The organism is Jatrophihabitans sp., assembly GCF_036389215.1.
GTDB lineage: Bacteria > Actinomycetota > Actinomycetes > Mycobacteriales > Jatrophihabitantaceae > Jatrophihabitans_A.
Map to the genome: position 1 here is coordinate 1 of NZ_DASVQG010000043.1, position 21,671 is coordinate 21,671.

The 21,671-nt window shown below is 71.0% G+C and carries 23 protein-coding genes and 1 pseudogene; 3 read left to right on the plus strand and 21 right to left on the minus strand.

Annotated features, from left to right (window positions below; translation table 11 throughout):
• From VF542_RS01825 to VF542_RS01840, 4 genes and pseudogenes are all read right to left on the minus strand, one after another.
• A pseudogene (locus tag VF542_RS01825) lies at positions 1-192 on the minus strand (hypothetical protein); the annotation flags it as partial.
• A gap of 124 nt (positions 193-316) precedes the next feature.
• Entirely contained in the window at positions 317-1,213 is an 897-nt protein-coding gene (gene dapA, locus VF542_RS01830; RefSeq protein ID WP_408649998.1) for a 4-hydroxy-tetrahydrodipicolinate synthase, read from the minus strand.
• A 153-nt stretch (positions 1,214-1,366) separates the two neighbouring features.
• Positions 1,367-1,978, minus strand: coding sequence for a nucleoside/nucleotide kinase family protein (locus tag VF542_RS01835; protein WP_408649999.1), 612 nt, complete (start codon positions 1,976-1,978; stop codon positions 1,367-1,369).
• A 149-nt stretch (positions 1,979-2,127) separates the two neighbouring features.
• A complete protein-coding gene (locus tag VF542_RS01840; RefSeq protein ID WP_408650000.1) occupies positions 2,128-3,360 on the minus strand; it encodes a winged helix-turn-helix domain-containing protein in 1,233 nt (410 codons plus the stop codon).
• Positions 3,361-3,412: 52 nt separating this feature from the next.
• Here VF542_RS01840 and VF542_RS01845 point away from each other — a divergent pair, with 52 nt between their 5' ends.
• Together VF542_RS01845 and VF542_RS01850 are read left to right on the plus strand one after the other, a co-directional pair.
• Complete coding sequence (locus tag VF542_RS01845; RefSeq protein ID WP_408650001.1) at positions 3,413-3,952, plus strand: GNAT family N-acetyltransferase; 540 nt, start codon at positions 3,413-3,415, stop codon at positions 3,950-3,952.
• 28 nt (positions 3,953-3,980) lie between these two features.
• Entirely contained in the window at positions 3,981-4,637 is a 657-nt protein-coding gene (locus VF542_RS01850; protein ID WP_408650002.1) for a DUF2461 domain-containing protein, read from the plus strand.
• Here the strand turns inward: VF542_RS01850 and VF542_RS01855 are convergent.
• The 17 genes from VF542_RS01855 to aroC form a co-directional block, all read right to left on the minus strand.
• Positions 4,634-5,056 (minus strand): hypothetical protein, encoded by a 423-nt coding sequence (locus VF542_RS01855; protein ID WP_408650003.1) that lies wholly within the window; start codon positions 5,054-5,056, stop codon positions 4,634-4,636. The two genes, VF542_RS01850 and VF542_RS01855, sit on opposite strands and share 4 nt — an antisense overlap.
• A 58-nt stretch (positions 5,057-5,114) precedes the next feature.
• A complete protein-coding gene (gene dapB, locus VF542_RS01860) occupies positions 5,115-5,822 on the minus strand; it encodes a 4-hydroxy-tetrahydrodipicolinate reductase (RefSeq protein WP_408650020.1) in 708 nt (235 codons plus the stop codon).
• A 74-nt stretch (positions 5,823-5,896) separates the two neighbouring features.
• On the minus strand, positions 5,897-7,207 hold the full coding sequence (locus VF542_RS01865) for a M16 family metallopeptidase (RefSeq protein ID WP_408650004.1): 1,311 nt from the start codon (positions 7,205-7,207) through the stop codon (positions 5,897-5,899).
• 9 nt (positions 7,208-7,216) lie between these two features.
• Positions 7,217-7,759, minus strand: coding sequence for an O-acetyl-ADP-ribose deacetylase (locus tag VF542_RS01870; RefSeq protein WP_408650005.1), 543 nt, complete (start codon positions 7,757-7,759; stop codon positions 7,217-7,219).
• Positions 7,760-7,820: 61 nt separating this feature from the next.
• Complete coding sequence (locus VF542_RS01875; RefSeq protein WP_408650006.1) at positions 7,821-8,282, minus strand: RrF2 family transcriptional regulator; 462 nt, start codon at positions 8,280-8,282, stop codon at positions 7,821-7,823.
• A 138-nt stretch (positions 8,283-8,420) separates the two neighbouring features.
• Positions 8,421-9,446: a sulfate/molybdate ABC transporter ATP-binding protein gene (locus tag VF542_RS01880; protein WP_408650007.1), complete on the minus strand. Its 1,026-nt coding sequence runs from the start codon at positions 9,444-9,446 to the stop codon at positions 8,421-8,423.
• A 7-nt stretch (positions 9,447-9,453) separates the two neighbouring features.
• Entirely contained in the window at positions 9,454-10,350 is an 897-nt protein-coding gene (locus VF542_RS01885; RefSeq protein ID WP_408650008.1) for a sulfate ABC transporter permease, read from the minus strand.
• On the minus strand, positions 10,343-11,203 hold the full coding sequence (cysT, locus tag VF542_RS01890) for a sulfate ABC transporter permease subunit CysT (protein WP_408650009.1): 861 nt from the start codon (positions 11,201-11,203) through the stop codon (positions 10,343-10,345). Before cysT ends, VF542_RS01885 begins: the two co-directional genes overlap by 8 nt.
• Entirely contained in the window at positions 11,196-12,215 is a 1,020-nt protein-coding gene (locus tag VF542_RS01895; protein ID WP_408650010.1) for an extracellular solute-binding protein, read from the minus strand. The genes cysT and VF542_RS01895 overlap by 8 nt, the downstream gene beginning before the upstream one ends.
• Positions 12,216-12,462: 247 nt before the next feature.
• The gene (locus VF542_RS01900) at positions 12,463-13,596 is read right to left on the minus strand and encodes a GH12 family glycosyl hydrolase domain-containing protein (protein WP_408650011.1); all 1,134 of its coding nucleotides are present in this window, start codon (positions 13,594-13,596) and stop codon (positions 12,463-12,465) included.
• Between the two features lie 142 nt (positions 13,597-13,738).
• Positions 13,739-16,012, minus strand: a complete 2,274-nt coding sequence (locus VF542_RS01905) for a polyribonucleotide nucleotidyltransferase (protein ID WP_408650012.1) — start codon at positions 16,010-16,012, stop codon at positions 13,739-13,741.
• A 326-nt stretch (positions 16,013-16,338) separates the two neighbouring features.
• Positions 16,339-16,608 carry a 30S ribosomal protein S15 gene (gene rpsO, locus VF542_RS01910; protein ID WP_408650013.1) on the minus strand — a complete coding sequence of 90 codons (270 nt, stop codon included), beginning with the start codon at positions 16,606-16,608 and terminating at the stop codon, positions 16,339-16,341.
• A gap of 139 nt (positions 16,609-16,747) precedes the next feature.
• Entirely contained in the window at positions 16,748-17,698 is a 951-nt protein-coding gene (locus VF542_RS01915) for a bifunctional riboflavin kinase/FAD synthetase (protein WP_408650014.1), read from the minus strand.
• 9 nt (positions 17,699-17,707) lie between these two features.
• Positions 17,708-18,220, minus strand: a complete 513-nt coding sequence (aroQ, locus tag VF542_RS01920) for a type II 3-dehydroquinate dehydratase (protein WP_408650015.1) — start codon at positions 18,218-18,220, stop codon at positions 17,708-17,710.
• 160 nt (positions 18,221-18,380) lie between these two features.
• A complete protein-coding gene (gene aroB, locus VF542_RS01925; RefSeq protein WP_408650016.1) occupies positions 18,381-19,469 on the minus strand; it encodes a 3-dehydroquinate synthase in 1,089 nt (362 codons plus the stop codon).
• Positions 19,466-20,017 carry a shikimate kinase gene (locus tag VF542_RS01930; protein WP_408650017.1) on the minus strand — a complete coding sequence of 184 codons (552 nt, stop codon included), beginning with the start codon at positions 20,015-20,017 and terminating at the stop codon, positions 19,466-19,468. The genes aroB and VF542_RS01930 overlap by 4 nt, the downstream gene beginning before the upstream one ends.
• Positions 19,984-21,270: a chorismate synthase gene (gene aroC / locus VF542_RS01935; protein ID WP_408650018.1), complete on the minus strand. Its 1,287-nt coding sequence runs from the start codon at positions 21,268-21,270 to the stop codon at positions 19,984-19,986. The genes VF542_RS01930 and aroC overlap by 34 nt, the downstream gene beginning before the upstream one ends.
• A 116-nt stretch (positions 21,271-21,386) precedes the next feature.
• On the opposite strand from aroC, the gene VF542_RS01940 reads away from it, so the two are divergent.
• Positions 21,387-21,671: hypothetical protein (locus tag VF542_RS01940; RefSeq protein ID WP_408650019.1), on the plus strand; the 285-nt coding region annotated here is incomplete at its 3' end.

A 21,671-nucleotide genomic window follows, 5' to 3' on the forward strand; every position in this document is an offset into this window, starting at 1 on the left:
TTGGATCATCAGCCGGCCGAGCGCGGCCGGTACCGGGCGCTGACCGAGCGGCGGCCTCCGGCTGGTGCGGGTGGTGCGGCTGGCCGGCCGGGCTCGGCCAGCCGGTCCGGAGCCGCCGGTGCGGGCACGACCAGGACCCGACGCCTTCTTCGAGGCTGGCTGTCGGGCCTTGGTTCCGGGGGTCGCTGCCACCCGGCAACGGTAACGCTCAACCGCAAGTTGAGGACGGACCGACACCGAACCCGGTGGCTAGGCCTGCCGGCGGCCCACGGTGCCAGGCCCGGACGGCCGGGCTGAGGCGGCCGCTGTCAGCTGGCTAGGCCAGGCCGGCGTCGGCGAGATCCTGGCGCAGGTGGCTCAGCTCGTGTTCGGTGGCCTCCACCATGGGCAGCCGGACCGACCCGACCGGCCGGCCCCGCAGTGCCAGACCAGCCTTCACCAGGATCACGCCCTGGGTCCGGAAGATGCCGGTGTAGATCGGCAGCAGCTGCCGGTAGATCCGCAGCGCCTCGGCGGCGTCGCCACGCTCGTGGGCATCCAGCAGCTGCTTGGTGGCGGCACCGGAGAAGTGGGTGGACGTGCCGACCAGGCCGGTCGCGCCGACCGAGAGCAGCGGCAGCACCATCGCGTCGTCCCCGGCGTAGTAGGCCAGGTCCGTCTCGGCCAACACCCGAGCCGAGGCCGCCAGGTCACCACGGGCGTCCTTGACCGCCACGACCTGCTCGTGCCCGGCCAGCTCGATCAGCGTCTCCGACTCCAGCCGCACACCGGTCCGGCCCGGGATGTCATAGACCATCACCGGCAGCGAGCTGGCGTCGGCGATCACCCGGAAATGGCGCAGCATGCCGGCCTGCGGCGGCCGCGAGTAGTACGGGGTGACCACCAGCAGGCCGTCGGCGCCGGCCTTGGCGGCCTGCTCGGCGAGCTGGACCGAATGCACGGTGTCGAACGTCCCGACGCCGGCCACGATGCTGGCCCGGTCGCCGACCGCGTCCACCACGGCGGCCAGCAGCTCGGCCTTCTCGCCGTCGGAGGTGGTCGGTGCCTCCCCGGTGGTGCCGCTGATGACCAGGCCGTCGTTGTGCTGCTCGTCGACCAGGTAGGCGGCGAGTTCCCGGGCGGCGGGTATGTCCACCTCACCGGCGACGGTGAACGGCGTGACCATGGCGGTGAGCAACCGGCCGAACGGGCGGCCGCGGTCCGTACTCGACATGACCTCCACGCTACCGCCGTCGGCCCGCGGTGTCGGTATTCGCACGCCAGCGGGCCGTTCGTGGCTGAGCGCGAGCGGCTGGGTCGGTCAGTCGGCGCTTGAGCGGAGCGGCTGGGTCGGTCAGCCGGCGCTTGAGCGGAGCGGCTGGGTCGGTCAGTCGGCGGTCCAGCCCAGCACCCGGTCGGCCCGGTGGCGTCCGACGGCAATCACCTCGGCGTTGCGCTCGTCTGCCGTCAGCGCCCAGCTCTCGGCGTCGGCCGGGGTCTTGCCGAAGGCCACGTGCCGGGCGATCAGGGCGTCCAGGCGGGCTGCCGGCGGCGGGTCCAGGTACCAGACCTCGTCCAACAGCGGACGGAGTTCGGGCCAGAGCAGCAGGTAATTGCCCTCGGTGACGACCAGCGGCACCGCCGCCGGCACCGCCACCGCGGCGGCGATCGAGTCCTCCAGCGCACGGTCGAAGGCGGGCGCGTAGACGGTGCCGGCCTCGCGGCGCAGCCGGTGCAGCAGGGCTGCGTACCCGGCGCGGTCGAAGGTGTCCGGGGCACCCTTGCGATCGCGCAGGCCGGTGCGGCGAAGCTCGGCGTCGGAGATGTGGAACCCGTCCATGCCCACCAGGACGGCGAGTTCCGGGCCCAGCTCGCTGACCAGCCGCTGCGCCAGCGTGGACTTGCCCGCTCCCGGCGGCCCGGTGATGCCCAGGATCCGCCGCCTCCCGGCGGTGCTCAGCTCCCTCGCGTCGGCCAGCAGTTCGGTGAAGCCGGTCATCTCCCGCCCTCTCAGCCCGCCGCGCCTTCAGGCGATTGCATCGCTACCTGTTCGCGATTGCATCGCGACAGCTGAGCGTGCCTCTCGCGGGGCCCGGTTCGACGCTACCGCCGGTCGCTGGCACCGGTGCCAGCCGGTGTGACGACCCTTCAGCCCAGCGCGGCCGCCAGCGCCGGTGCCAGGTCACCCGGTCCGGCGACCCGCACGCCGCCGAGCTCCAGCCAACCGGCCAGCTCGGCCAGCTCGGCGGCCAGCTCGGCGGCCACCTCGCCGTGCTCGACGCCGGGCTCGGCCCAGGCCGACTGGACCCGCAGCTCGCCGGCCTGCCGGTCGGCCTTGAGATCGACCCGGCCGACCAGCGTCTCACCGAGCAGGAACGGCAGCACGTAGTAGCCGTGCACCCGCTGCGCCGCCGGGGTGTAGATCTCGATCCGGTAGTGGAAGCCGAACAGCCGCTTGGCCCGGTCCCGGAACCAGATCAGCGGGTCGAATGGGCTGAGCAAGGCCCTGGCCTGCACCCGGCGGGGCCGGCGGGCGTCGGGCAGGAGGTAGCCCGGCGCGTCCCAGCCGGCGACCGTGACCGGCAGCAGCTCGCCGGCCTCGACGAGCTCCGCGACCCGCAGCTTCGAGTCGGTGCGGGGCAGCCGGAAGTAGTCCCCCAGGTCCGGCTCGGTGGCGATGCCGTAGGCCCGGGCGGCGATCCGGACCAGCTCGCGCTGGGCGTCCTCGCGGGCCGGGGTCGGCTGGTTGACGATGTGGGGCGGCAGCACCCGCTCGATCAGGTCGTAGTGCCGCTCGAAGTTCACCCGGCGGGCCGCGCCCACCTCGCCGGCCCAGAACAGGTACTCCAGGGCAATCTTGCCGTCGTGCCAGTTCCACATCTGGCCGGGCTTCTTCGGCTGGCGTGCCACCCCCAGCTCGGTGCTGCGGATCGGCCCCCGCTCGGCGAGCATCCGGCGCACCTCGGCGAGCAGCTGCGGCTGTTCCCGGGCGATCCGCTGCATGCCACCCCAGGCCTCCTCCCGGGCGCGGGCCATCCGCCAGCGCAGCAGCGGATGGGTGGCCAGCGGGATCAGCGACGCCTCGTGCGCCCAGTACTCGACGTACTCGCGCTGCAACCGGCCGGCGGTGTGCCCGGTCAGCCGGTCCAGGACCCCGCGCGGGTAGGGACCGAGCCGGGCGAACACCGGCAGGTAGTGCGAGCGGGACAGCACGTTCACCGAGTCCAGCTGCAACAGCCCCATGGTGTCGACCACCTTGCGGATGTGGCGGGCGGTGACCGGCCCCGCCGGCCGTGGCAGGCCGAAGCCCTGGGCCGCGAGGGCGATCCGGCGAGCCGCTGCTGCGGACAGATCGGCTGAAGGCACGCCACATTGGACCATGCCGGTCCGACAGCGGCTGGCTCAGCCGGCAGAGTCGCCTAGGCTGTCTGGCGTGGCAGATGTGAGTGTCCGGCCGGCGACCGCCGACGATGTGACCGAACTGGCCCGGATCCAGCTCGACACCTGGCGGCTGGCGTACCAGACAGTGCTGCCGGCCCAGATCCTGCAGGGGCTGACGACGGAGGAGATCGCCGCCAGCTGGCATGCCGCGGTCACCGCGCCACCGTCTCCCAGCTACTCCGTCCTGGTCGCGCAGGAGGGCCAGGTCCGGGTCGGCTTCGCCGCCTTCGGCCCGGACGCCGATCGCCAGCCGCAGGATCCCGATCCCCAGCGGACCGCCGCGATCAGCATGCTGCTGGTCGAGCCGCGCTGGGGCCGGCGCGGGCACGGCTCCCGGTTGCTGGCCGCGGTCGCCGACCTCACCCGGCCGGCCGGCGTCAACCGGCTGGTGGCCTGGGTTCCGGTGGCCGACACCGCCTCGCTGCAGTTCTACCGCTCGGCGGGCTGGGAAGCGGACGGCCTGCGGCGGGACCTGGACACCGGCGTCGGCACCGTCACCGAGCTGCGGCTGCACACCGCGATCGACGACTGAGCATGCCAGCAGGAGAGGAGCCACCCCGGTGACGTTCGAGGGCATTTCCTTCGCCGCGCTGGACTTCTACGAGGATCTCGAGGCGGACAACTCCAAGTCGTTCTGGACGGCGCACCGCCATCTCTACGACGAGCACGTCAAGGCCCCGCTGCAGGAGCTGGCCGCGGAACTCAGCCAGGAGTTCGGCACCGCGAAGTTCTTCCGGCCGTTCCGCGACGTCCGGTTCGCCAAGGACAAGACGCCGTACAAGACCCATCAGGGTGTCTACTTCGCCGAGTCCCGGCGCTACCTGCAGGTCTCGGCGGCGGGCCTGTACGCCAGCGGCGGCTTCTACGAGATGGCCTCGGACCAGATCGCCCGCTACCGCCGGGCGGTCGCCGAGGACCTGCCCGGACAGGCGCTGGTGCAGTCGATCGCGCTGGCCGAGAAGTCCCGGCTGGTGATCCGCGGCGAGCAGCTGAGCCGCATCCCGACCGGCTTCGCCAAGGACCATCTGCGCCAGGAGCTGCTGCGGCACAAGTCGATCTGGGCCACCCGCGAGTTCGGCTCGCCGGACTGGCTGCCCACCCCGCGGGCCAAGGCCGAGGTGGTCAAGGCGTGGCGGGCGATGCAGCCGCTGATCGACTGGCTGGACAAGCACGTCGGCCAGTCCGACCTTCCGGTGGCTCGCCGCGGCGAGCGCTAGCGAGGCTGCTTACCCCTCTCGATCGCGGTGCGCAGCGCCGCGCGGGCCCCCTTGCGGTCTCCGGCGAGGTCATAGGCCTGAGCCAGCCGGAACCAGGCACGCCAGTCCTGCGGTGCCTGCCGCACGGCTTGGTGCTGCTGTTCCAACCAGGCGCCGGCAGCCCGGCGATCCTTTCGTCCGGACCGGAGCCTGGGCACGGCCAGCAGCTCGCGGGAACCGCCCGCCTTCCGCCGTGAGTACGCCACCAGCTGGCAGGCCACGTCGAACCTGAGGGCCGCCTGGACCACCAGCAAGCAGATCATGGCCACCACCGCGACGGCGACACCCAGCACCTTCAGCATCGAGCGATCCTCCCTGATCAGGTAGATCCCCCGCCAGGCGATGAAGAAGTTGTAGGACATCGTCGCGACGAACACCACCGCCAGCACCAGCAGCGGGTTCGTCCGCCTCGTCAGATCGAACTCGGGGCCGGTCAGGTCACAGCCCCAGCAACGAGTCCAGGCCCACCGTGAGGCCGGGCCGGTTGCCCACCTCGCGGACGGCGAGCAACACCCCGGGCATGAAGGAGGACCGGTTCAGCGAGTCGTGCCGGATGGTCAGGGTCTCGCCCTCGGTCCCGAACAGCACCTCCTGGTGGGCGACCAGGCCGCTGGCCCGCACCGAGTGCACCCGCACCCCGTCGATGTCGGCCCCACGAGCGCCGGGGACCTCGGTCGTGGTCGCGTCCGGCGCGGCGCTCATGCCGGCCCGCCCCCGTGCCGCCGCGATCAGCCGGGCGGTGCTGGTGGCGGTTCCCGACGGCGCGTCCACCTTCTGCGGATGGTGCAGCTCGATGACCTCGGCCGATTCGAAGTACGGCGCCGCCAGCTGGGCGAACTTCATCGCCAGCACCGCGCCGATGCCGAAGTTCGGCGCGACCAGGACGCCGACCTCCGGCTTGCCGGCCAGCCACTGCGCCACGGTGGCGAGCTTCTCGTCGGTGAAGCCGGTGGTGCCCACCACGGCGTGGATTCCGTTGTCGATCGCGAAGCGCAGGTTGTCCATCACAGCGTCGGGATGGGTGAAGTCGACCAGCACCTCGGCACCGGACTCGGCGGCAGCCGACAGCGGGTCATCGAGGTCGATGGTGGCAACCAGGTCCAGGTCCGCCGCCGCCTCGACGGCGGCGCAGACCTGCTGGCCCATCCGGCCGCGCGCGCCCAGTACCCCGACCGCGATCAGCTCGCTCACCCCAGTAGTCCCTTCTCCAGCGGTGCTGCTCAGACCGCGGCGTCGAAGTCGTGCTCGCCGAACGGGCCGACGACGGTGAGGCAGGTCTGCTGGGCGGCCAGGTCGTCGGCCAGGTCGTTGACCTGCTCCAGCGTCACGGCATTGACCGAGCCGAGCAGGTCGTCCAGGCCCAGCACGTCACCGTAGGTCAGTTCCGCCTTGCCGATCCGGGTCATCCGCGATCCGGAATCCTCCAGGCCCAGCACCATGCCCCCGCACAGCTGGCCCTTGCCGCGCTCGATCTCGTCGGCGGTGAGCCCGCCGGAGGCGACCGACTGCAGCACCGCCTTCATGATCGAGACGACCTCGTCGGCCTTGCCCGGCTGGCAGCCGGCGTACAGGCCGAACAGGCCGTCACCTGCGTAGGAGGAGGTGAAGGAGTAGGTGGAGTAGGCCAGGCCTCGCTGTTCACGGATCTGCTGGAACAGCCGCGAGGACATCCCGCCGCCGATGGCGGTGGTGAGCACGCTGAGGACGAAACGGCGCTCGTCGAACCGGGAGAGCCCCATCGAGCCGAGCACGATGTTGGCCTGCTCGGTGTCATCGGCGATCACGTTGACCGGCCGGGCCGGCACCTTGTGCAGCCGCCGGTCCGGACGGGGCTCGGCGCCGGCGTCGCCGTCGAAGAGCCGTCCGGTGAACGCGGTTCGCACCAGCCGGACGACCTCGGCGTGATCGATGTTGCCGGCCACCGAGACGACCATCTCCGAGGGCCGGTAGCGGCGGGAGTAGTAGCCGTGGATCTGCTTTCGGCTGAGCTGGTTGATCGAATCCTCGCTGCCCAGGATGGACCGGCCCAGTGGCACGTCCCCGAACAGCGCCGCGGCGAACTCGTCGTGCACCAGGTCCGACGGGTCGTCGTCGCGCATCGCGATCTCTTCCAGCACCACGGTCCGCTCGATGTCGACGTCGGCGGCGGTGATGGTGGCATTGAGCACCACGTCGGCGATGATGTCGACCGCGACCGGCAGTTGCTGGTCCAGCACGGTGGCGTAGAAGCAGGTGTGCTCCTTCTCGGTGAAGGCGTTGAACTCGCCGCCGATGGTGTCCATCGTCATCGCGATGTCCAGTGCGGACCGGTTGCGGGTGCCCTTGAACAGCAGGTGTTCCAGGAAGTGGCTGGTGCCGGCGACCGAGGGCGTCTCATCGCGCGAGCCGACTCCCACCCAGATGCCGACACTGGCCGAGCGCACTCCGGGCATCGCCTCGGTGACGATCCGCAGGCCGCCGGGCAGCACGGTCCGCTTGATCACGCCGCCGCCTGAGACGGGCAGGGTCCGGGTCTTCGCGCGAGTGCTCACCCGGACAGCCTAAGCGGTACCGGGCTCCGGCCCGGTGGTAGCGGCCAGGACGTCCCGCGCGAGCGCCAGGGTCTGGGGCTGCCAGAGCACCAGCCGGGCGGTACCGGCCGCGTCGGGCCATGGTGCCGAGCGCAGCTCCGCCAGGGCCAGCTCGATGGCGTTGCGCACCGGCCACCGGTACGCACCGGCCGAGATCAGCGGAAAGGCGATCGACCGGGCGCCGAGTTCGGCTGCCACCCGCAGCGACTCCCGGTAGCAGGACCGCAGGACCTGGCTGCGGTCCTCGCGCTCGGAGTAGACCGGGCCGACGGTGTGGATCACCCAGCCGGCCGGCAGCAACCCGGCCGTGGTCGCCACCGCCTGGCCGGCGGGCAGCCCGTTCGGGTACGCCCCCGCCCGCAACGCCCGGCAGGCCCGCAGGATCTCCGGCCCGCCCCGCCGGTGGATCGCCCCGTCCACCCCGGAGCCGCCGAGCAGGCTGGAGTTCGCGGCGTTGACCACCGCGTCGACGTGTTGCTCGGTGATGTCGCCGAGCACGAGTTCCAGCCGCATCCGCGTTCCTTCGCCGGGTCGATGAGCCAGCCGGGGTCGATGAGCCAGCCGGGTCGATGAGCTACCGGGCCCGCCGCGCCCACGCCTCGGGGTCGTCCACCATCTTGCGCACGTGCGGCGGCAGCTTGCCGGTGAGCAGCTGCTGCAGCGAGGTCTCGTCGAGCACCTTGCGCAGGCTGGCCCGCACCGCGACCCAGAGGCCGGGCAGGTGCTCGGCCAGGCCGGTGTAGTTCATCTCGTCCGGGCGCAGCCCCCGGACCTCGGCCAGCGGCCCGTCGACGGCCCGGATCACCGAACCGATCGAGATGTCGGCGGCCGGCCGGGCCAGGGCGTAGCCACCGTCGGCTCCCCGCATCGAGCGGACGATGCCGGCCCGGCGCAGGTCTCCCAGGATCGCCTCGACGAACTTGCGGGGCAGCTGCTGCTCGCCCACCACGACGTCGATCTTGACCAGGTTCGGAGCCTCGGCCGCCAGCGCCAGCAGCGCCCGCACCGCGTAGTCACTCTTCGCTGAGATCTCCACCGGGCCATTGTCTCAAAACCGGTGGGAAAACCGGGGAAACCGCACCTAGCGCCGCGGCGCTGTTCGGTCCCGGGTCCATGGTGTCTGACGTCGTAGGCTCCGATAGCCAGTGCGAGTAGGCACGGTTCACGGGCCCGGTCAGCCGGCCGCCAGCACGCTGGCATGCTGGGAGGGCCGCAGCCACACCAGGCTGCCGATCCGCAGGTCGAGCGCGTCGGCCTGGCCACGGGTCAGCTGCACGGCGGTGTCGACGTCCTCGCCCCCCGATCCGGTTTCGGAACCGTCGGGCCCGGATCCCTCGAGGGCTAGGCCACCCGCCCCCGTGACCCCGAACTCGGCGCGGACCTGGAAGCCGACCCGGCTCAGCCGCCGCACCCGGGCCGGCACCGCCCCGACGCTGTCGGAGCTCAGCACCTCGATGTCGTGCGGGCGGACCAGGTGCTCGCCCAGCCGGGTCACCGGCCCGAGGAAGCCCATCACGAAATCGTTGGCCGGATGGTCATACAGCTCGTTCGGGCTGCCCACCTGCTCGATCCGGCCGTGGTTGATCACCACGAGCGAGTCGGCGACCTCCAGCGCCTCCTCCTGGTCATGGGTGACGAACACGGTGGTCACGTGCACCTCGTCGTGCAGCCGGCGCAGCCAGTCCCGCAACTCCTTGCGCACCTTGGCATCAAGTGCCCCGAACGGCTCGTCCAGCAGCAGCACCTTGGGCTCGACGGCCAGCGCCCTGGCCAGCGCCATCCGCTGCCGCTGGCCGCCGGACAGCTGGGCCGGCAGCCGGTCGGCGAACTGGTCCAGGTGCACCAGTTCCAGCAGTTCCTGGACCCGCTGCCGGATCTCGGCCTTCCCCCGTTTGCGGATCTCCAGGCCGAAGGCGACGTTGCGATAGACCGACAGGTGCTTGAACGCGGCGTAGTGCTGGAAGACGAACCCGACGTTGCGACGCTGGGCCGGGATGCCGGTGGCCTCCACCCCGTCGATCACCACCGAGCCGCTGTCGGCCTCGTCCAGGCCGCCGATGATCCGCAGCAGGGTGGACTTGCCACCGCCGCTGGGTCCGAGCAGCGCGGTCAGCTGGCCGCTGGGGACGTCGAGGTCGACCTCGTCCAGCGCGACGAAACTGCCGAACCGCTTGGTGATGCCACGGGTCTGAATTCCCATCTCGGGCCTACTTCTTCTCGTGCGGACGGATGATCGAGATGATCACGATGCAGAGTGCCGCCACCGCGATCAGCACCACCGAGAGCTGGTAGGCGCCCGGTTCGAACTGTTCGGCGCGCTCGTCGACCAGCAGCGTCACCGTCTGGGTCTGGCTGCCGATGTTGCCCGAGACCACCCGGACGGCGCCGAACTCGCCGAGCGTCCGGGCGACGCTGAGCACCACGCCGTAGGCCAGCGCCCACCTGATGGTGGGCAGCGTGATCCGCCGGAACCGCTGCACCGCGTTGGCGCCGAGGGACCGGGCGGCCTGGTCCTCGTCCAGGCCGGTCTCGGCCAGCACCGGCAGCACCTCGCGGACCACCAGCGGCAGCGACACGAACGCGGTGGCCAGCACCATGCCCGGCGTGGCGAAGATGACCTGCAGGCCGGCATTGCGCAGCGCCGGGCCGAACCAGCCGGTGGTCCAGCCGAAGGCCAGGATCAGCGCCAGGCCGACGATGATCGGTGACACCGAGATCGGCACGTCGATCAGCAGGTCCAGCAGCCGGCGGCCGCGGAAGCGGTAGCGGGCCAGCAGCAGGGCCGCTCCGACGCCGAAGACGGTATTGATCGCGATCGCCGACCCCGCGACTATCGCGGTCAGCCGGAAGGCGGCGATCGCCTCCGGTCCGGTGATGGCGTCGAGGAAGGCCGCCCCGCCCTGGTCGACGGTGCGCCAGAGCACCAGGCCGAGCGGCAGCGCCACCAGCACGCCCACGTAGGCCAGCGCCACCAGCCGCAGCGCCCACCGGCTGCGGCTGGTCCGCCGCCGCCGGACAGGCCGGGGCCGGTCGGCAGCCGGCGTGGCGGCCGTTGCCGTCCCCGGCCGGCCCGGCGCCCCGGCCAGCACCGTCAGCTCAGCCACGGCTGACCGCCCACTGCCGCAGGCCGTTCAGCGAGGCCAGCACCAGCACGCTGATGGCCAGCAGCACGGTCGCGGTGGCCGCCGCGTCCGGCAGGTAGCCGCTCTCGATCTGCTGGTAGATGTACTGCGAGGCGACCTCGGTCCGGGGCAGCTGGCCGGAGATCAGGACCACCGAGCCGTACTCCCCCATCGCCCGGCCGAAGGCCAGCGAGGCCCCCGAGGCGATGGCGGGCGCGATGGCGGGCAGCACGATCCGCACGAACGTCCGGATCGGGCCGGCGCCCAGCGAGGCGGCCGCCTGCTCGGCCTCGGTCTCCAGAGAGAGCAGTACCGGCTCGACGGTGCGCACCACGAACGGCAGCGTGACGAACAGCAACGCCACCAGCACGCCGGGCCGGCTGGCGTACCAGTTCACCCCGACCGGGCTGTGCGGGCCGTACAGCGTGTTCAGCACCAGCCCGGCCACGATCGTCGGCAGCGCGAACGGGATGTCGATCAGCACCTCGATCACCCGCTTGCCGGCGAAGTCCTCGCGCACCAGCACCCAGGCGATCAGGGTGCCCATCACCGCGTTGACCAGGCTGACCGCCGCCGATGCCAGCACGGTCAACCGGATCGCCGACAGCGCCTGGTGGGTGGTCACCGCCGCCCAGAAGTTGGCGAAGCCCGCACCGGCTCCCTTGGCCACCACCGCCGCGAGCGGCAGCAGCACCAGCAGGCTCAGCCAGAGCACCGCGAGCCCGAGCCCGGTGCCGGAGGCCGGCCCGAGCCGCTGCCGGTCCTCCGCCGGCCGGGTGTGCCGCCGGGCCGGCGCCGTGCCCAGCGCCGAGCCGGCGGCCGGTGGCTCAGCCACCCGTGCCGGCCATGATCTTGGTGACGATGCCGGTTTCCTTGTCGAAGTACTTCTTGTTCACCGCGCTCCAGCCACCGAGGCCGGCGATCGTCTGCAGCTTGGCGACCGTCGGGAACGGGTTGGCCGGGTCATTGGCGCCGGCCACCGACCCCACCGTCACGCCGTCGAGCGCCGGGCGGTAGCCCTTGCTGGCAAAGATCTTCTGGCCGTCCGCGCTCTGCACGTAGGCCAGGAAGTCCCTGGCCGCCTGCGGCGCGGTCCTGGTCACCGCGGCCGGGTTCTCGATCTGGATTGACTCGGCCGGGACCACGTAGTCCAGCGGCTGGCCCTTCTGCCGGGCGGCGATGGCCTCGTTCTCGTAGGACAGCAGCACGTCGCCGGTGCCGTTGAGGAACGTCGAGGTGGCGTTGGCGCCGCTGTTCGGCTTGCTCACGACGTTGCCGAAGAACGACGTGAGGTAGTCCTGGGCCTGCGACTCGGTGCCGCCGCCGGCCAGCACGTGGGAGTAGGCGGCCAGGATGTTCCACTTGGCCGAGCCGGACGAGCCGGGATCCGGGGTCACGATCTTGACGCCCGGCTTGGTGAGGTCGTTCCAGCCGGTGACGTGCAGCGGGTTGCCCTTGCGGACCACGATCACCACGACGGACCTGGAGACCAGGCCCTTGGTCGGGCCGGAGTTCCAGCTCGCATCGACGAACTTCGGCACCAGCTTGGTCAGGTCGGGTTCGAGGGAGAACGCCACGTAGTCGGCCTGCTGCCCGTTGCCGACCGCCTGGCTCTGGGTGCCGCTGGCACCGTAGGACGAGGCCCAGCTGACGCCCTTGCCCTGCGACGTGGCGGCGAAGGCCTTGGTGAGCGCCTCGTAGGCGGGCTTGGGCACCGAGTAGGCCACCAGCGACAGCTTGCTGTTACCCGTCGAGGCGTTCGACGACGAGCAGCCGGTCAGGACCAGCAGCAGGGATACGACGGCGGCAAGCAGGACGGCGGCGCGGCGGCCGGGCGTGGACATCATGTGTTAACTCCAGCTGTTCTGTCTTTCCCATCGGACTACAAGACAATACAGGTGGCCCGCTGGAGAACCAACCGCTGCCCGACCTCAGAGCGGCGCCGCACTTCCTTCGTGGCTGATCACCGCGCCGACCTCGCGACCGGATTCTTTGGGTCCCTGGCAGCCGTCCCCGGCCAGGCCAGGCTGCGCCGAGAGAGCTCGGCGATTCGATCGGGAGGACGGCTACATCCCCCCGATGGGGGCTTCACGCTCAACTGGCGGTGCACGTGGCCGCCGGCGCGACCGCGTTGCCGTTGGCCTGGAACCCGAACGTGGTGCTCGAGCCAGCCGCGATGGCCCCGTTGAAGCCGGCGTCGGTGGCAGTCTGGGTGCTGCCGCTGGTCGTGCTGGTGGCGTTCCACATGTTCGTGACCTGTTGACCGCTCGGCCAGGTCCAGGTGACTCGCCAACTGCGGGTGGCGACCGAGCCGGTGTTGCTCACGGTCCCGTCGGCGGTGAAGCCTCCCGTCCAGGACTGCGTCACCTTCAGGCTGGCTCTGCACGTCGGCGAGCCGCTCGGCGGAGGCGCCGGGGACGTGGTGGTCGGGGTGCTGGTGGTCGGGGTGCTGGTGGGAGTGCTGCCGCCGGTCGTCACGGCGAAGTTGGTGACCGCGAGCCCGGTGCCGCCGGACCAGGGCTCGAAGCCGGCCTGGATGCTGGTCAGGTACCAGGCGCTCGAGGCATAGCCCCGCCTTATCGCGTCGTTGTAGAACGTGCTGACCGAGAAGTTGGCCGATCCGGTGCTTGTCGTGCGGACGTAGGAGACGACGTTCCAGCCGATGTTGCCTTCCCAGACGTCCCACGTGCCGCCGGCCAGGGACACCGTGGCGACCTTGGAGCCGACCGGCTGCGGCGGCCCCGAGTGGTTGAGCCAGACCATGATCTCGGCGCCGGTGTTCTGGCCGTCCCGCCGAGCCGTCGGGTCGAACCAGATGTCGTAGGCCGCATCCCAGTTGCCACCCGCCGGGTAACTCATCGACACGCTGGTGCCGATGCCGGCAAACTGGCTGGAGTTCGCGGCGATCGGGTTGAAGCCCGGGGTGCAATTGCCGTAGTGGCAGCCCCAGTAGACCGATGGGTAGGCGGTCGGGGAACCGTTGGTCGGGTTCACCCCGTCCTGCTGGATGATCTTGAATCCGGTCGCCGACACGCTGATGCACTGGGTGGCGCTGGTGCCCCACCGGTTGTTCTGCACGATGTAAGCGCCGCCCGACACGGTGGTCGAGCCGTACTGGTCACAGATGGTGGTGTCGGCTGCGGCGTTGCCAGCTGTCAGGACGACGGCTCCCGCCGCAGCCACGATCAAAGCAAGGCCGGTGGCCACGCTGAAAGACAAGCCCCTCATGATGCTCCTCGAGGTAGTAGACGGCACGAGATGTGAGAGCGCTCTCATGCGTTCCAAAGTAGGCCTCTACAGCGCATAAAGGAAGGGGCGGATGCCGGACCGCAGTCCGGACACCCGCCCCTTGTCTGGCGTGTTGAGGCGCTTACTCGGTCGCGGCCGATCCGGCCGGAACCGACTCGGCGTCGGCGCCGTCCTCGACCACCGGCACCAGGCTGATCTTGCCGCGCTGGTCGATCTCGACGATCTCGACCTGCAGCTTGTCGCCGACGTTGACCACGTCCTCGACCTTGCCGATCCGCTTGCCGTTGCCCAGCTTGGAGATGTGCACCAGGCCGTCCTTGCCCGGCAGCAGCGAGACGAAGGCACCGAACGCCGCGGTCTTGACCACCGTGCCCAGGAACCGCTCGCCGACCTTGGGCATCTGCGGGTTGGCGATGGCGTTGATCCGGTCCACCGCTGCGGCCGCCGACGCACCGTCGGAGGCTCCGACGTAGATGGTGCCGTCGTCCTCGATGGTGATCTGGGCGCCGGTCTCGTCCTGGATGGCGTTGATCATCTGACCCTTGGGACCGATCACCGCGCCGATCTTGTCGATCGGGATCTTCACCACGGTGACCCGCGGCGCGTACGGGCTCATCTCGTCCGGCCGGTCGATCGCCTCGGCCATCACGTCCAGGATGTGCAGCCGGGCATCGCGGGCCTGCGACAACGCGGCGGCCAGCACCTCGGACGGGATGCCGTCGAGCTTGGTGTCCAGCTGCAACGCCGTCACGAAGTCCTTGGTGCCGGCGACCTTGAAGTCCATGTCACCGAAGGCGTCCTCGGCTCCGAGGATGTCGGTCAGCGCCACGTACTGCACCGAAGACTTGCCGGCTGCATCCACAACCGTGTCGGAGATCAGGCCCATCGCGATGCCCGCGACCGGTGCCTTCAGCGGCACGCCGGCGTTGAGCAGCGCCAGCGTCGAGGCGCACACCGAGCCCATCGAGGTGGAGCCGTTGGAGCCCAGCGCCTCCGACACCTGCCGGATCGCGTACGGGAACTCGTCGCGGCTGGGCAGCACCGGAATCAGGGCGCGCTCGGCCAGGGCGCCGTGGCCGATCTCGCGACGCTTGGGCGAGCCCACCCGGCCGGTCTCACCGGTGGAGTACGGCGGGAAGTTGTAGTTGTGCATGTAGCGCTTGGTGCGGTTCGGGCTGAGGGTGTCGAGCTTCTGCTCCAGGCCCAGCATGTTCAGCGTGGTGACGCCCATGATCTGGGTCTCGCCGCGCTCGAACAGCGCCGAACCGTGCACCCGCGGCAGCACCTCGACCTCGGCCGACAGCGTCCGGATGTCGGTCAGGCCACGGCCGTCGATGCGCACCTTGTCCCGCAGCACCCGCTGGCGGATCAGGCTCTTGTTCAGCGACCGGTAGGCGGCGCTGACCTCCTTCTCGCGGCCACTGAACGGGCTCGACTGCTCGCCCGCTAGTTCTTTCTTCGCCAGCTCCTTGATCCGATCCAGCTCGACCTCGCGGTCCTGCTTGTCGGCGATGGTCAGCGCGGCGGCGGTGGGCTCGCTGTAGCCGGCCGTGACCGCCTCCAGCACGTCGTCCTGGTAGTCCAGGAACACCGGGAACTCCCGGGTCTCCTTCGCGGCCGCGGCGGCGAGCTCGGACTGCGCCCGGCAGAGCTCGGCGATGAACGGCTTGGCCGCCTCGAGCCCGGCCGCGACGATCTCCTCGGTGGGCTTGGTGGCGCCGCCGGCGACCAGCTCGATGGTGTTCTCGGTGGCTTCGGCCTCGACCATCATGATCGCCACCTCATCGGCGTCACCGCCGGAACCCTTCACCACTCGGCCGGCGACGACCATGTCGAAGGTCGCCCGCTCCAGCTCGGTGTGGGTCGGGAAGCCCACCCACTGCCCGTCGATCAGGGCCACCCGGGTGGCGCCGACCGGGCCGTTGAACGGCAGGCCGGAGATCTGGGTGGACGCCGAGGCCGCGTTGATGGCCAGCACGTCATAGGCGTGGTCGGGGTTGAGCGCCATCACCGTGATGACGACCTGGACCTCGTTGCGCAGCCCCTTGATGAACGTCGGGCGCAGCGGCCGGTCGATCAGCCGGCAGGTGAGGATTGCGTCCTCGGACGGACGGCCCTCACGCCGGAAGAACGAGCCGGGGATCCGGCCGGCGGCATACATCCGCTCCTCGACGTCGACCGTGAGCGGGAAGAAGTCGAACTGGTCCTTCGGGGTCTTGCTCGCCGTGGTGGCCGAGAGCAGCATGGTGTCCTCGTCGAGATAGGCCACCACCGAGCCCGCGGCCTGCCTGGCCAGCCGGCCGGTCTCGAATTGGATGGTGCGGGTTCCGAAGGTGCCGTTGTCGATGGTCGCGACGGTTTCGGTAATGCCGGTTACGGCATCGTTTTCGGACATAGCAGTCCGCCTCTCTGTTGACAGCGCGGTAGGCGCTGTTACGAGCCGGGCGGAGCCTCACGCGCACATCGATGAGCCGATTGATCTCGGCGGGTGCGGTGCCGGTCTTCGATCGAAGCGCCTGAGCCTGGTTCAGGACGCCACTACCGAGGACCGACCTCGTGGAGCCGCACTGTCTTCGCCCACCTGAGGTGCGGATGACGCGAGTGCTCGTACTCCGGCGTATGGATTCAATTGTCTGCCGTTCCGCCGGGCCGCCTACGGGTAGGCCCCCCACGCAACGAGATCGGGAGCGCCTCCAAGGTGAGGAGACGCTCCCGTCGGGACTATCGGCGCAGACCGAGCCGCTCGATGATCGCGCGATAACGGTTGACGTCGGTCTTGGTCAGGTAGTTCAGCAGCCGGCGCCGCTGGCCGACCAGCAGCAGCAGGCCACGCCGGCTGTGATGGTCGTGCTTGTGGCTCTTGAGGTGCTCGGTGAGGTCGGCGATCCGGCGGCTGAGCATCGCGATCTGGACCTCGGCCGACCCGGTGTCGGTGTCGGAGGCGCCGTACTCGCTGATGATCTGCTGCTTGACGTCCTTGGTTAGCGGCACGACGCTTCTCCTTCGATCTGGTGCAGGAACGCCCCATCGGTCTGAGTCACGACGGGTGGCTAACGCAGCTGCTGGTACATCCGGGGGATGGCACCCGGCCATCCGAACGGCAAGTCTAGCAGCCCGCCCTGAGGCGCTCCTAACCCAGCAACTGCCGGGTCCGGGCGACGTCGTCGGTCATCTGGGTGATCAGGTCCTCGATGGAGTCGAACCTGATCATGCCCCGCAGCCGGTGGACGAACTCCACGCCCAGGTTCTGCCCGTACAGGTCGCCGTCGAAATCCAGGACGTAGGCCTCGACCGAGCGGTACCGGCCGTCGAAGGTCGGGTTGGTGCCCACCGAGATGGCCGCCGGCAGCGTGGGCAGGCCGGTGAGGGTGTTGCCCCACTCGTCGATCCGCACCACCCGGCCGGCGTAGATGCCGTCGGCGGGCACCGCCGCGAACGAGGCGGTCCGCACGTTGGCCGTCGGAAAGCCCAGGTCCCGGCCGCGCTGGTCACCGCGCACCACCACCCCGTCCAGCCGGTGCGGCCGGCCGAGGGCGTGCGCCGCGGCGGCCATGTCACCGGCCTTCACGCAGGAGCGGATGTAGGTGGAGGAGATCGGCCGGCCGGCCTCGGACAGCAGCGTCACGCCCTCGGCGTCGAAGCCCCAGCGGCTGCCCAGCTCGGCCAGCATCGCCACGTCGCCGGCGGCCTTGTGGCCGAACCGGAAGTTCTCCCCGACCACCACCGCGTCGGCGTGCAACTCCGCGACCACCGCCTGGTGGATGAACTCCTCGGGGGTGAGCTTGGAGAACTCCAGCGTGAAGGGCAGGAACACCACCACGTCGACGCCCAGCTCGGCGGCCAGTTCGGCCTTGCGGGTGTTGGTGGTCAGCTGCGGCGGGTGGCTGCCCGGCCGGACCACCTCGGAGGGATGCGGGTTGAAGGTCACCAGCACCGTCGGCAGGCCGCGCTCGGCCGCCAGTTGCCTGGCCCGGGCGATGATCTGCTGGTGGCCCCGGTGCACGCCGTCGAACACGCCGATGGTGGTCACGCAGCGACCCCACCCGGCCGGAATCTCGTCTAGACCACGCCAGCGTTGCACGCCGGGAGTCTATTGGCTCGGGTTCGGATGGCTGGACGGCCCGCGCCCGGCGGTGGCCGAGGACAGCCAGCTCAGTGCCAGCACGTAGCCCTCGACACCCAGCCCGGCGATGACTCCGGAGGCCACCGCCGAGACGTAGGAGTGCTGCCGGAACTCCTCGCGGGCGTGGATGTTGGAGATGTGCACCTCGACCAGCGGCGCGGTCCGGGCCGTCACGGCGTCGCGCAGCACGATCGAGGTGTGGCTGAGACCCGCCGGGTTCAGCACCACCGGCAGCCCCTCGTCGGCGGCCCGATACAGCCAGCCGATCAGCTCTGCCTCGGCGTCGCTCTGGTGGACCTCGACCGCCAGCCCCAGCTCGGCGCCGGCCCGCACGCACAGCGCGGCAAGCTCGGGATAGGTGGTGCTGCCGTAGATCTCCGGCTCACGGGTGCCCAGCCGGCCGAGGTTGGGGCCGTTGAGCACCAGCACCCGGACCGGGCCGGCAGGGCCGGCTGGCTGTTCGCTCGGACTTTCACTCACCTGCGATCCTCACTCACTCTGTATCTCTGGGACTCACTTGTCTCTGGATCTCTCGGACTTACTTGTCTCTCGGACTCACTTGTCTCTGCGACCCACTGCGTCTCTGGGAGTCACTTTGTCTCTGGGTCTATTACGTCTGGGAGTCACTTAGTCTCTGGGTCTACTCCGTCTCGCCGGCGATCTCGGCGTACGCCGCCGCCAGCAGGGCCGGGTCCGGATCGTCGACCGCCACCGGCCGGGCCAGGCCGTCCAGCAGGACGAACCGTAGCCGATTGCCGCGGGCCTTCTTGTCGATCCGCATGGTCTCCAGCAGCTGCTCGAAGGCCCCGGCCCGGTAGGACACCGGCAGCCCCAGCGAGCTGAGCACGGCCCGGTGCCGGTCGGCGGTCGCGTCGTCGAGGCGGCCCAGCGCCCGGGACAGCTCGGCCGCGTAGACCAGCCCGATCGAGACCGCCGCGCCGTGCCGCCAGCGGTAGCGCTCGGCCTTCTCGATCGCGTGGCCCAGCGTGTGCCCGTAGTTGAGCACCTCGCGGGGGCCCTGCTCGGTGAGGTCGGCGGACACCACCCGGGCCTTGACCGCCACCGACCGCTCGACCAGCTCGCGCTCGCGCTCGTTCCCGGGCACCGTCGCCGCTGCGGGGCCCGCCTCGATCAGCTCCAGGATCGCCGGGTCGGCGATGAAGCCGCACTTGACCACCTCGGCCAGACCGGCGACGTAGTCCGGGACCGGCAGGGTGCTCAGCGCGGCGAGGTCGCACAGCACCCCGACCGGCGGGTGGAACGCCCCGACCAGGTTCTTGCCCCGGTCGGTGTTGATGCCGGTCTTGCCACCGACGGCGGCGTCCACCATCCCGGCCAGCGTGGTCGGTACCTGCACGATCCGCACGCCACGCAACCAGGACGCGGCGACCCAGCCGGCCAGGTCGGTGGTGGCGCCGCCGCCCAGGCCGACGATGGCGTCGCTGCGGGTGAAGCCGAGCCGGCCCAGCACCTCGAAGCAGAACCCCGCGACGGCCAGCGTCTTGGCGTCCTCACCGTCCGGGATCTCGATCCGGTGGCCTTGGAAGCCCTGCGAGGCAAGGTCGTCGCGAAGCGCCTGCGCCCTGGCCAGCAGGGTCGGCGGATGGATCACCGCGACCCGCTGCGCCCCCGGCAACAACCCGGCCAGCTCGGCGAGCACGCCGGTGCCGATGACCACCTCGTACGGCTGGTCGCCGGTGACCTTGATCCGGGTGCTGGGCGCGCTCACGTCGGCTGCCCGGCCAGCTGCTGATGCAGGGCGGCGGCCACCTGGGCCGGGGACCGGCCACCGGTCGCCACGGTCAGCGACGCCACCTCCCGGTAGAGCGGCTCACGCGCCTGGGCCAGCGCGGCGAGCCGGGCGGGGGCATCGCCGGCCAGCAGCGGCCGCGACCGGCCACCGGCCAGCCGGCTCAGCAGCTCGTCCTGCGCCGCCGTCAGCAGCACCACCGGCACGCCGGAGGCGAGCAGGTCCCGGCGCACCGAGTCGGTGGTCACCGCGCCGCCGCCCAGCGCGAGCACCCCGTCGAAGCCGGCCAGCGCCTCGGCGATCATGTCGGCCTCCAGTTGCCGGAACGCCGGCTCACCCTGGTGGGCGAAGATCTCCTCGACCGAGCGCCCGGTCTGCCGGGCGATCAGCTCGTCGGAGTCGGCGTACGCCACCTGCAGCCGGCGGGCCAGCTCAGCGCCGACCGTGGACTTGCCGGTGCCCGGCAGCCCCACCAGCACCACCCGGGGCGGCATCAGAAGCCGGGCCCGGAGACGTCGGGTTGCCACTTCGGCCCGCTCCTGGCTCGTTCCTCGCTGCGATGCTCCCTCAGCTCGGCCGGCCCTGGGCCGGAGTCCAGCTCGCGCTCGCGGAGCCGATCCAGGTAGGACCGCACGTTGCGGCTGGTCTCGCCGATCGAGTCACCACCGAACTTCTCCAGGACCGCCTCGGCCAGCACCAGCGCGACCATCGCCTCGGCCACCACTCCGGCGGCCGGCACCGCGCAGACGTCCGAGCGCTGGTTGATGGCCACCGCCGCCTCGCCGGTGGCGATGTCGACGGTGGCCAGCGCCCGCGGCACCGTCGAGATCGGCTTCATGGCCGCCCGGACCCGCAGCACCGCGCCGGTGCTCATGCCGCCCTCGATGCCCCCGGCCCGGTCCGAGCGGCGCCGCAGCACCCCGTCGACGCCGCGCTCGATCTCGTCGTGGGCCTGGGACCCGGGGATCCTGGCAAGCTCGAAACCGTCGCCGACCTCGACGCCCTTGATCGCCTGGATGCCCATCAGCGCGGCGGCCAGCCGGGAGTCCAGCCGGCGATCCCACTGGATGTGGCTGCCCAGGCCCGGCGGCAGGTGATGCACCACCACCTCCACCACGCCGCCCAGGGTGTCGCCGGCCCGCTTCGTCGCATCGATCAGGGCCACCATCGCAGCACTCGCCTCGGGATCCAGGCAGCGGACCTCGGAGCTGTCGATCCGGGCCCGGTCACCGGGCCGTGGCAGGGTGCCGGGCGCCGCCGACACCGAGCCGATCGCTGCCACGTGGCTGAGCAGCTCGGCGCCGACGCTCTGCCGCAGGAAGCTCTTGGCCAGCACGCCCAGGGCCACCCTGGCCGCGGTCTCGCGGGCGCTGGCCCGTTCCAGGACCGGCCGGGCGTCGTCCAGGTCGTACTTCTGCATGCCCACCAGGTCGGCATGACCGGGCCGAGGGCGGGTCAGCGGCTCGTTGCGGGCCTGCGCGGCGAGCACGTCGGCGGCCACCGGGTCCGCCGCCATCACGCTCTGCCACTTGGGCCATTCGGTGTTGCCGATCCGGACGGCGACCGGGCCGCCCATCGTCCGGCCGTGCCGGACGCCGCCGGTCAGCTCGACCTCGTCCTGCTCGAACTTCATCCGGGCGCCGCGGCCGTAGCCGAGCCGGCGGCGGGCGAGGTCCACGCCGATCTCGGCGGTGGTCACCTCGACCCCGGCCGGCAGCCCCTCCAGGATCGCGACCAGGGCCTGGCCGTGGGACTCACCGGCAGTCATCCAGCGCAGCATCTAACCTCCGCCTCTGCTGGCGAGCACGCCCTCGACCGGAGCTGACAGACAGGTCATGGCTCCATTCTCTCAGGCGCGCACAGCGCAGCCTCGGACGTACCGGCAATGATGGCCTCATGGACGAAGGCGCCGGCTGGGTGCTCGACGAGGACACCCTGAACCCGGTCGTGCTCGACCGCGAGGCGGTGCTCGGCGCGCTGCACGCGGCCGGCCCGGTCGAGCGCCTGTTCTACCTGGGACTGCTCGGCATGGTGGACGACGGGCTGGCCGAAGCCGATCGGTTGCTCGCTGCCCCGCCGGATGACCCGTGGCGGCTGTTGCTGCTCACCGGCGAGCTGCACCGCTTCCGCGCCGAGTTCCAGGAGTGCGAGAACTACCAGGTGCGGGCGTGGAAGCACGCC